The organism is Streptococcus mitis, from assembly GCF_009496285.1.
Classification (GTDB): Bacteria; Bacillota; Bacilli; order Lactobacillales; family Streptococcaceae; genus Streptococcus; species Streptococcus mitis_BP.
Genome location: NZ_WIJK01000039.1, coordinates 1 through 9,340, shown reverse-complemented (window position 1 = coordinate 9,340; position 9,340 = coordinate 1). Strand labels below are relative to the sequence as shown.

The following is a 9,340-nucleotide window of genomic DNA, read 5'->3' as shown; positions in this document are numbered from 1 at the left end:
TAAGAAATTATTGGAATTTTAAAGGAATTTGAGGTGGGAGATATTTACAATTATAAGTGCTTTATAAAAGAGAAATATGAATTAATATCTCATATTAATTGTGAAGATGATGAATTAATTTGTTTTGCTACTTCTTTATTTAAGCTAGATGTTCAGATGTTTGATAAATTAATTAAAAAGAATATACGTTGGATAGAGAATGATAATAGTTTTAAAACTACGGGTATTTTTAGAAAAAAAGAGATTTTAGGTGTAGAGTATAATTCGAAAGTTAGGAATTTAGGAATTAATTGGTATGAATATAGTAAAATAAATAACATACATTTTTGTATGTTTGAAATATTAGCGGAGATGGCTAAAAATAAACAAACAAATTCTTATTTGATATCTTTAGTTCAGAAAAAGATTTCTAAAAATAATGTTTGGAAAAATTATTGGGAAACAGATATTCCCAGCAAAATATTTATTTTTGACAAGTTAATTTCTGATTCCAATCTTCGAATTTCTAAAGAATACTTTAGAAAAATCAAAAAGATAGATGTATATTACTCATCAACCTATCCTGATAGCATTGACTATAATTCTGATACTGACAGTGTATATCTTGCATTGCATTCAAATATACTTAAAATTGATTTCCATTTAAAAAATGGTGAACAGCATTATGTTCAGCGCAATGAAATCAGAGACTATTATAATGAATATGAAGAGAAAGTTTGGAATATTATTTTTGATAAATATAGAAATTCAGATGATTTATCAGACGTATTTCTTCCTGATTTAAGAGAGCCTGAAATGAGAGTAGATCCTTTTGATGGCGGTGATGAAATAATTATTCTAGACTACGATAATAAGCTTGCTTACTCTAGAATATGTTTTAAGTACCTAACTGATAATCATAACCATGTTGACAGTAGTACTTCCAATTTTACCAATTTAATAGAAATCGTAAAAACGATGTCTATTAACTATCGTGGAGCATTTGCATTATACCAACTGCTTCATCCAGAAACTAGAGACTGGGATTCAAGTGATGGAGAATATATTGAAATCTTAGTGGAAATTTTTAAGTCTAGTAAAGAAAAAAAGGAAAAACTTTATAGCAACATGATTTCAATAATTGATACCGTCGAATATGGTGAGCATGTTGGTGTAGAGATTCTTAAAAAGGTGTTTGATACTAGAGATATTGAACTTATTGATGATGAGTTTTTGAAAGATTTCAAAGGTATTTCTAAACTAAAGCTTATTGTAGTTCAAAGTATATTATCTACTAGTCCATATGGTTTTAGAAGAGTGGAGTTGCAAGAAAGATGGGGAAAACAAGATTTAGTTGACCAATACATAAGAGGACTTTCCATAACTCCTAATATATTTCCAACCTACACCTATGATTATAAGACTTTGAATTCTACCATGAGTGAATTCTTGATGAAAAATATAGAATTACTTTCCCCCTACGAATTTAGTCAGTTACCTTTAAGTTCACTTTTGTTACTTGAAGAATTTTTATATCGGAAATGGGGAAGGGAGGAAAAGCATGATGAACAAGAATTTATGGTTAATCTCATCAAAAAAGAAGCTGAGTATAAATCAAAGGGTTATTCATATAGTATCTATGGCTCTCTCTTGAAATTTTTTACCTTAAAATTGATAGAAGGCAAAGGGAATAAATATTTAAAACTAGTCAATGATAAAGATTTTAAAAAAGAATTTAAGTTTTCTTTACTTAATCATCTTAAGAGAAATCAATTGACACTAGATATGTATTTAGATGGAATTGATGAGGAACTTAAAAATTACGATAGCGTAATGATTGGTATTTGTGAAAAAGAATTAATTAAAAGAGAGGTAGAAAAAATAATTTTTGAAAATTATTTATATCTTGGATAATTGCCATTATAAAATAGAGGCTTCTTAATAACAGTTATTGGATTACCAATTGGTAGACCTTTTTCTTTTGATAAAATTTTCAAGTTAATCTTAATATGATATGGCTATCATTAATAAGGAGATGGCTTGGGATGTCGGACAGCAGGCTATTACATTCCATCTGACTTTATCCGTGAATTTGTAGCCTTGTGTGCGAAATTGAAGTGGATTTTTATGTTCTTCTACGGATTATTATTCTTAACCCTGCTATTTTCCTATAAGGAAATTCTATGGCGAGGGATTCTTAAAAACCAAGGATTTTAGATGAGAAATTACAAAAGATTCAGCTAGCTATGGAGCAGGAGTTGGGCCAAACCAGTCTTGCCCAAGTAGTGGCAGATGCAGAAGCAAGGATAGAGAAATAAGAGCTTCTAGAAAGAGGCAGAACGTAGACCTACCCTATCAGTAATAAAAAAATTGCCCTTATAGAGGTTGGATACTATATAGTAAAAACTCTTAGAAATGCTGACATAATGCTATTTTTAAGAGTTTTTTTATTTTCTCTAGTAAAAGAAAGAGATTGAAACAAATTGATCAAAATGAACCTTTTTTAAATCTGAAGAGGCGAGACACAAACATAATTTTAGTAGAATATTGAGTATAAATCTTTCCACAATAAAACGCATATTATCAAGTTTTAAACATCTGATAATATGCGTTTTTCTGATTTTAAAGACTTTTATCCCAGCTTCTTTTTACATGTCTTTATACTAAGGTGATAGATTTATAGAGTCCTTGCTTTTATTGTTCCTTTCTTGACTTGAGGAAGCTACCAAGTCCAAGGAGGGCTAGGAGGCTAATTCCTGCTAATGCAAGGTAGGAAACTTTTTCTGTTCCAGTGTTTGGCAGGACTTTTTGAGACAGAGTCTCTACAACAGTTTCTTGAGTTTTAGGTTTTGCAGCTAGGTTTTGGGCTTGACTTTGGTCGGTTTCCAAGCTAGAAAGATCAAACTCAGGTTTTTCTTCAACAGCTGGAGCGACAATGGCACCACCTTGTGCGACACGAAGAACAGTAGCTGTAAGGGCATTTAATTTCAAGCCTTTTTCAGTCCATTCAAGCCCTTGAGGGTTGGCAATTCCGACTGGCCCTGCTTGGTTTTCATCTGCTAAAACTTCAGCATTTCTGAGGTGGGCAAAGGCAGTTCCCAAGTTAAATTCGCGAGCTTTTTCGTCCGCATTGACAAAGACTGCGTAGATATCACCGTTTGGAGCAGTAATTTGGTAGCCAATTACTACATCCTCTTTTTCCACACCATTTTGGCCTGGGACAGTGATGAGTTGGACACGGTCTTTGATATCTTGAAGACTCTTGAGTCGGAAGGCATCTGTAGATTGGCGAAGGGCAATCAAACCTTTCATGTAGTCACGGCTCTTGACATTTTCAGGATAAGCTTTTCCATCTGTAGCTTTAGTCCAGTCAAACTTATTGATAGCATCGCTGGAGTCGTAAGAGTCATGGATGAAGTAAGGATAGTCAAACGGGTTGCCGTCCTTATCACGCAACAAGTGAGATTTGTTTGGTACCTTATCCTCTGCTACTGGAGTCTTGTAGGCTGGGTCACGGAATTGTTTGGTACGTCCATACTCTTGACCAGAGTGGATAAACGGAGTTCCTTGAGCTGTCAAGACCATGAGGTTTCCAAGTCGTAAACGACGATGAATTTCAGCATAGTTTTCAGCCTTGCTTGGGTCTTTTTTGATAGACTGGGCAATGATGTCAAAGAGGGTCAAGTTGTCATGGGCTGCGATATACTGGATAACATCTCCAGGGTTGTCTGCTTCAAAGTTGGTTGGTTGAGCAATGAGGTTTTTAAAGATAGTATTGATATCACGTTTACCACCTGTGATAAAGGCAGGTTGACCTTCGTTTGGATAACCTGACTTGAGGTTGTTACGGATGTCATCTGAAAATACAGCAACAGTATCAGTATGTTTCATCCAATCCTGATCAGCAGGTCTAGTAGGCATATTTTCATCACCAGAATAGGTTCTCCAACCTTCACCAAGCATGATGAGATTTGGATTGAGGGCGCGTGCAGCCTTGTAAGCTTCTTCGACAGAAGCTGCATCATGATCTCCCATCATATCGAAACGGAAACCATCTACTTTATAGGTTTCAACTAGATACTTGATAGAGTCTACCATGACGCGTTTAGACATGTAGTGGGTTGTTCCTAGACGACCACCACCAAAGCTAGTACGAGGTGTCCCGTCTGCATCCATGAAGTGGTAGTAGTTTGGCTCAAGGTCTTCAAAGATATCGACATTGGCAGTATGGTTGTAAACTACGTCTAAGATAGCACCCATGCCACGCTTATGGATTTCATTGACGAGGTTCTTAAATTCTGCGATACGTTTTTCTGGGTCCTTCGGATTGCTTGAGTACATACCAGTCAAGGAGAAGTAGTTTTGAGGGTCATAACCCCAGTTGTAGTTGCTATCGCTTGAAGCATAGGCGGACAAACGTTCTTGGTTCTTTAATTCATTGACATAATAGTAAGACAAGACGGGGAGGAGCTGGATGTGGGTTACACCCAAGTCTTTGAGGTAGTCTAGTTTTTCGATAAAGGCTTCAAAAGTACCAAATGGTTTAGTCAAATCTTTTGCGATAGCAGGATCTGAGGTAAAGTCACGAACGTGAGCCTCGTAGATGACAGCATCTTCACGAGATTTGAAGTTATGAATCTTACCATAAGTCAGGTCTTGAGGTCCAAGTTTTGCTGGATCCACAAAAGCAGCTTTAGCAACCTTATGGGCAGCGTCTGTTTTGGCTAGATCGCTGTTCCAAGCTGCTAGAGATTTGGCGTAAGGATCAAGTACGAGGACAGTCTTGCCTTGGCGCTCGATTTGATAGTGGTAGTAGTAGCCAGTATAGTTGCTGATGCCAAGACCAGAGTTTTCATTCAGAGTTTGTTTCCAAGTTCCTTTTTCTCCTTTTTCAAGAGCGACGGTTCCGACCACTTTTTCAGGATCTTTCTTATCGTAGACGACAACTGAAACCTTATCGGCACTTGGAGACCAAAGAGTCAGATCAACACGTTTACCATCTTCTTTAAGATTTGCACCGAGTGGACCATCGTAACTGTAAGTCTCATCTTTGAGACGCCAGCTTGAACGAGTTGTAAAACGGTCTGAATCGTAGGCAACGGTGTAAGGGTTTTGAGTGTCAGAGAAATCACCGATGTAAGTTACTTTCTTACCTGCTTCATCGATTGTAACATCGGAGATAGCCACTTTATTCCCTTGGTGGTCAGTGATGTTGGAATGTTTAAGGATGTCTTCTTTTTTAGCCCCAACCAAGGTAGAAAAACTACTTTCAATACGGGACTTAGCCACATGTTGGGCACCAGTCATACGGATGTCATGCACATAGTAAGGGTTGGTGTAGATTGTTTCGTCATCATCCTTAAGGAAGATTTGACTGTGGTTTTTCAGGTCAGTAAATTTATAATCTTCTTTTCTGATTTTCACATCATCGCCTTTCTTGCTCTCATCTAATAGTAAAAATCCAAATTCTCTGGCAGCTTCATTGAGCGGAATGTCGATGTAGCGTCCGTGTTTTCCACTTGCAGTAAAGTCTGTACCGTCAGGCCATTCACCATTGCTTGGAGTCTTCACATCTCCCCAGTACCAGAGAGATTTCTTGTCATAGTTGCCATCGGTGCGGAAATAGTTGACGCGGATCGTTCCCGCTGGCTGAGGTTGGTAGTTGTGGACTTTGTAGTCCTCATCTAGCCAAGCTTCATTCATCTTTGGAGAGAGACGCTCTACTGAACGATCTCCAGTAAGGTTGTCCCCTTTGGTGTTGTTAATGAGGAAGCTGACTTTCTTGGCTTGTTCATTTTTTAGTTTGACATCTAGGTAGTAGCCGTAGTCGTCTTTCTTGGCATCCTTGAAGGACTGGGCGCCATTTGGCCAGTTCTCAGATGGTTTTTCAACATCATCCCAAGTCCAAAGACCTTGCGAATCTTGGTTTTCTTGAGGAAGTTTTTTGACGTGGATACGGAAGTAGTTGTCTGCGATTGGGGTTTCAGATACAGTGTCTGCTAGCGAAGCTTTCTCAGTGGCTAGACTTGATACTTCTGTTTTCTCGTCTTTGTTGTTTGGAAGGTTTGGAGTAGCTTCAGTTGTAGCTGTTTCAGAAATTGCTACTGGTTCAGATGTTTTAGAATCTAGGGAAGCGTTTGCATCTTTTGGAGCCAAAATAGGCGTTTTTTCCTCAGCTTGGCTGGTTTCTGTAGTAGCTGGGCCTGCACTAATAGCGCTTACATTTTCTTGTGTGCCAAGACTAGTTTCAGCTGCAGATACAGAAGGTGCTGTTAAGGCAAGGAGGATAAAGCTTGCTCCAATAAGGACAGAGCCAGTTCCGTTTTTCAGAGAACGGATGCTGTAAATCATTTTTTTATCTGGTTGAGATGACGTGTTTTTCATAGACACTCTCCTATTGTTTATTTTTATCCTAGTATATCATGGAGTAAGAGTTTATGCAATCGTTTTCTTTTGTTTTGTAGATGAGAAATCAGACTAGGTGAAAAATCAACCTCCATTAAAATCAAAACCCCTTTTTGTTGATAGTCTACTGAAGAAATATCCTAGCCTGAGTAAAAACATTGAAATTGACCAGCTAATCAGTAGATCTTGCTATATTCTAGCAAAGCAAGGAAAAGTCTTTTGTTAGACTGAAATAGATAGGTTATAGTTAAATAAAATCTGAATAAATTTACTAGAGAAGTTAAGTCAATTTCTAGCAATTTTTTAGAATTCACAATGCAGAGTAGATTGAATCTAGAATAGTACATAACGGCTGCTAAAAATATTTCTAGAAATAAGTTTGATTTTCCTAATCTATTTGTTTATATCTTATTTGAATCTACTATAGTGTTTTCTATTCAATCTGCTACACAACAAAATTATAGTAGATTGAATCTAGAATAGTACATAACGGCTGCTAAAAATATTTCTAGAAATAAGTTTGATTTTCCTAATCTATTTGTTCATATCTTATTTGAATCTACTATAGTGTTTTCTATTTAATCTGCTACACAACAAAATTATAGCGTATTGAATCTAGAACAGCACACTATGACTGCTAAAAATATTTCTAGAAATAAGTTTGACTTTCCTAATCTATTTGTTCATATCTTATTTGAATCTACTATGTTGTAAATGAGCAGAAATTTATCAATAAGTGCGAATCCATTGTTGAAAGTAATACTCAATGAAAATCAAAGAGCAAACTAGGAAATTAGCCGCAGGTTGCTCAAAACACTGTTTTGAGGTTGTGGATAAAACTGACAAAGTCAGCTCAAAGCACTGCTTTGAGGTTGCAGATGGACGTTGACGCGGTTTGAAGAAGTATAAAAACGCATAATATCAAGTTTTTAAGATAACTGACATTATGCGTTTGTATATGTTTTAGTCTGCTTACTTGGTTATAAAACAGAGGCTTTTTTAAAGTTTACTAATGGAAAGAGTATTGAGTTCATTGACGACTTGTAGATTAGCCATGCGACCGACGTTCATGAGTTTCGGATGAACCAATCCTTCAATATCAAAGTTGGTAATGATGGCATCGTAACCCGCTTCCATGATTTCATCGACATTGAGTGTCGCTTTATCCCATGTTTCAAAGTGGATGTTTCTAGAGGTGTAAAATTGATAGAGTGAAATCAAAGCCTGAGGATGGGCAAAGTCAAACTCACTCAAAACAAGAACACGAACCTTGGTTTGGTGCTTTAGGAGTTGTTCCATTAGATCAGTTGCGTGGGTTAAAAGAGTATAGACTAGATGGATTACAGCGTGAAGTTGCTCCTTTTGTCCCAAGCTAGACTTATAGCGCATCATTTCAAAACTAGCTGCTTCGTAAAAATCTGGGAAGAACTTTTTAATCTTATTCAGTGCATAAGATTTGTTATGAGAAATGATAGATTCTGAGTTGATTTCTTGACGTTCTAGAAATGCAGTGTTATGCAAGTGCCAAATCAATTGATCGGTATTTGAAAAGTGGACATCAAACTGTCGGGTAAGATTGTCGAGGACATCTCGAGCTGAGTGATAGGAGTTATCGACTTTCTCATTGTCTTCTCGCGCCTCTAGGAAATCCTCGACCGTGAAGAAGATCCCCTCTTGAGTATAGGAGCTGAAAATTTGGTCAATAGTTGAAAAGTCGAGCGTGATTCCAAGACGCTCACCAAGAGATTGCAATTCCTGCTGGAAGTTTGAAAGTTGACTAAAAATAGAGCGAAGAGAGTCAAACTCGATTTCCCCTTTAGGTCTCGGTAAAATCTTTGCTCGATGGAGATTGACTGCAATTTGTATCTTCAGCTGAAACATATTTTGGTAGGTGATGGGATAGCCTGTTACCTTGGCAAGAAAAGTCACAAGTTCCTCTACATCTTCAGAAGACAGATCAAATGGCCATTTGAAGAAACCATAGGCTTCATGGAAATACTGGGCAAAAAAGAAGCGAATGTCTCTTTCGTCTCCAATAATTGAAATAGGCGTCACCTTGAGCTTGAATTTATATTTTGACTGCAGAATATTATTGATTTCAGCAACCTTCTTACGAAGTGAGGGAAGAGAAATGTCAAGCGTTTGAACTAGGTGCTCGAAAGTAAATGGTTCTTCTAATAGGAAGAAAGCTCTGAGTACCTGAAAATTAACAGACTCTTGCAAAACGTGTCTATAAATTCGCTCAATACCAAAATTATGTTCGTTCGTCAGTCTGATACCAGCGGTTGATGATAGAATATCAAAACAAGAAAGTTGCTCGCGCATTTCTTTAATATCGCTTTTGATGATGCGTCCATTCAAATCTAGAATATCAGCCAAGGTGTCGATATGAATCCATTCTTGGTTCTCAAATAAGTATTCTAGAATTTTTAATTGTCTCTGTTCTTTGTGAGATAATAGTTCTCTCATGGGAAATACTCCTTGGAAATATAAAGTCTTATAAACAAAAAAAGATAAAAACAATTATCAGGGCTTTTCTCTATTATAGCATGTTTTCGAAAAAAACTTTTAAAAATCGTTTATAAATTATCAAATTTTATAATAATTTTACTAAAAAAAGAGTAAATTTGGAAATGATTTGTACCGAGGATTTTTTTTTTTTCTAAACAAACAAAGTGATTGACTATTTTGCCTCTATATTTTATAATGGTAACGTATGTAAAACACATGCGACTCTAATACAAAATAAATAGGAGATAAGAATGTATTTTAATCGTAAAAATGCAGAGCAGAAGAACTGGCGTATGATTAAAAAAGGAAAACATTTCCTTTCAGAACGAAGACAAACGTCATTTTTGGTGTTTGTCTTTTTCTGTTTTCAAAAATATTTTGTCTCATCATCTGATATTCCATTCAAAAATCGAATTTAGAACAAAATAAAAAGGGATATTCTCTA

4 protein-coding genes and 2 pseudogenes are annotated in these 9,340 nt (G+C 36.3%); 4 read left to right on the top strand and 2 right to left on the bottom strand.

From position 1 onward, the window contains the following. The first annotated feature begins 33 nt into the window (after positions 1-33). From GEZ89_RS09220 to GEZ89_RS09615, 3 genes and pseudogenes are all read left to right on the top strand, one after another. Positions 34-1,893, top strand: a complete 1,860-nt coding sequence (locus tag GEZ89_RS09220) for a hypothetical protein (protein ID WP_194251852.1) — start codon at positions 34-36, stop codon at positions 1,891-1,893. Between the two features lie 117 nt (positions 1,894-2,010). Then, a pseudogene (locus tag GEZ89_RS09215) lies at positions 2,011-2,196 on the top strand (hypothetical protein); the annotation flags it as partial. Further along, positions 2,190-2,297: pseudogene (locus GEZ89_RS09615) on the top strand (Rrf2 family transcriptional regulator); the annotation flags it as partial. The pseudogenes GEZ89_RS09215 and GEZ89_RS09615, both read left to right, overlap by 7 nt. A gap of 376 nt (positions 2,298-2,673) precedes the next feature. Here GEZ89_RS09615 and GEZ89_RS09210 read toward each other — a convergent pair. Together GEZ89_RS09210 and GEZ89_RS09205 are read right to left on the bottom strand one after the other, a co-directional pair. Beyond that, the gene (locus tag GEZ89_RS09210; protein ID WP_153225794.1) at positions 2,674-6,363 is read right to left on the bottom strand and encodes a pullulanase; all 3,690 of its coding nucleotides are present in this window, start codon (positions 6,361-6,363) and stop codon (positions 2,674-2,676) included. A 1,020-nt stretch (positions 6,364-7,383) separates the two neighbouring features. Next, entirely contained in the window at positions 7,384-8,853 is a 1,470-nt protein-coding gene (locus GEZ89_RS09205; RefSeq protein WP_153225793.1) for a M protein trans-acting positive regulator PRD domain-containing protein, read from the bottom strand. Between the two features lie 293 nt (positions 8,854-9,146). Here GEZ89_RS09205 and GEZ89_RS09200 point away from each other — a divergent pair, with 293 nt between their 5' ends. Then, positions 9,147-9,314 (top strand): hypothetical protein, encoded by a 168-nt coding sequence (locus tag GEZ89_RS09200; RefSeq protein ID WP_153225792.1) that lies wholly within the window; start codon positions 9,147-9,149, stop codon positions 9,312-9,314. The last annotated feature ends 26 nt before the right edge of the window (positions 9,315-9,340 follow it).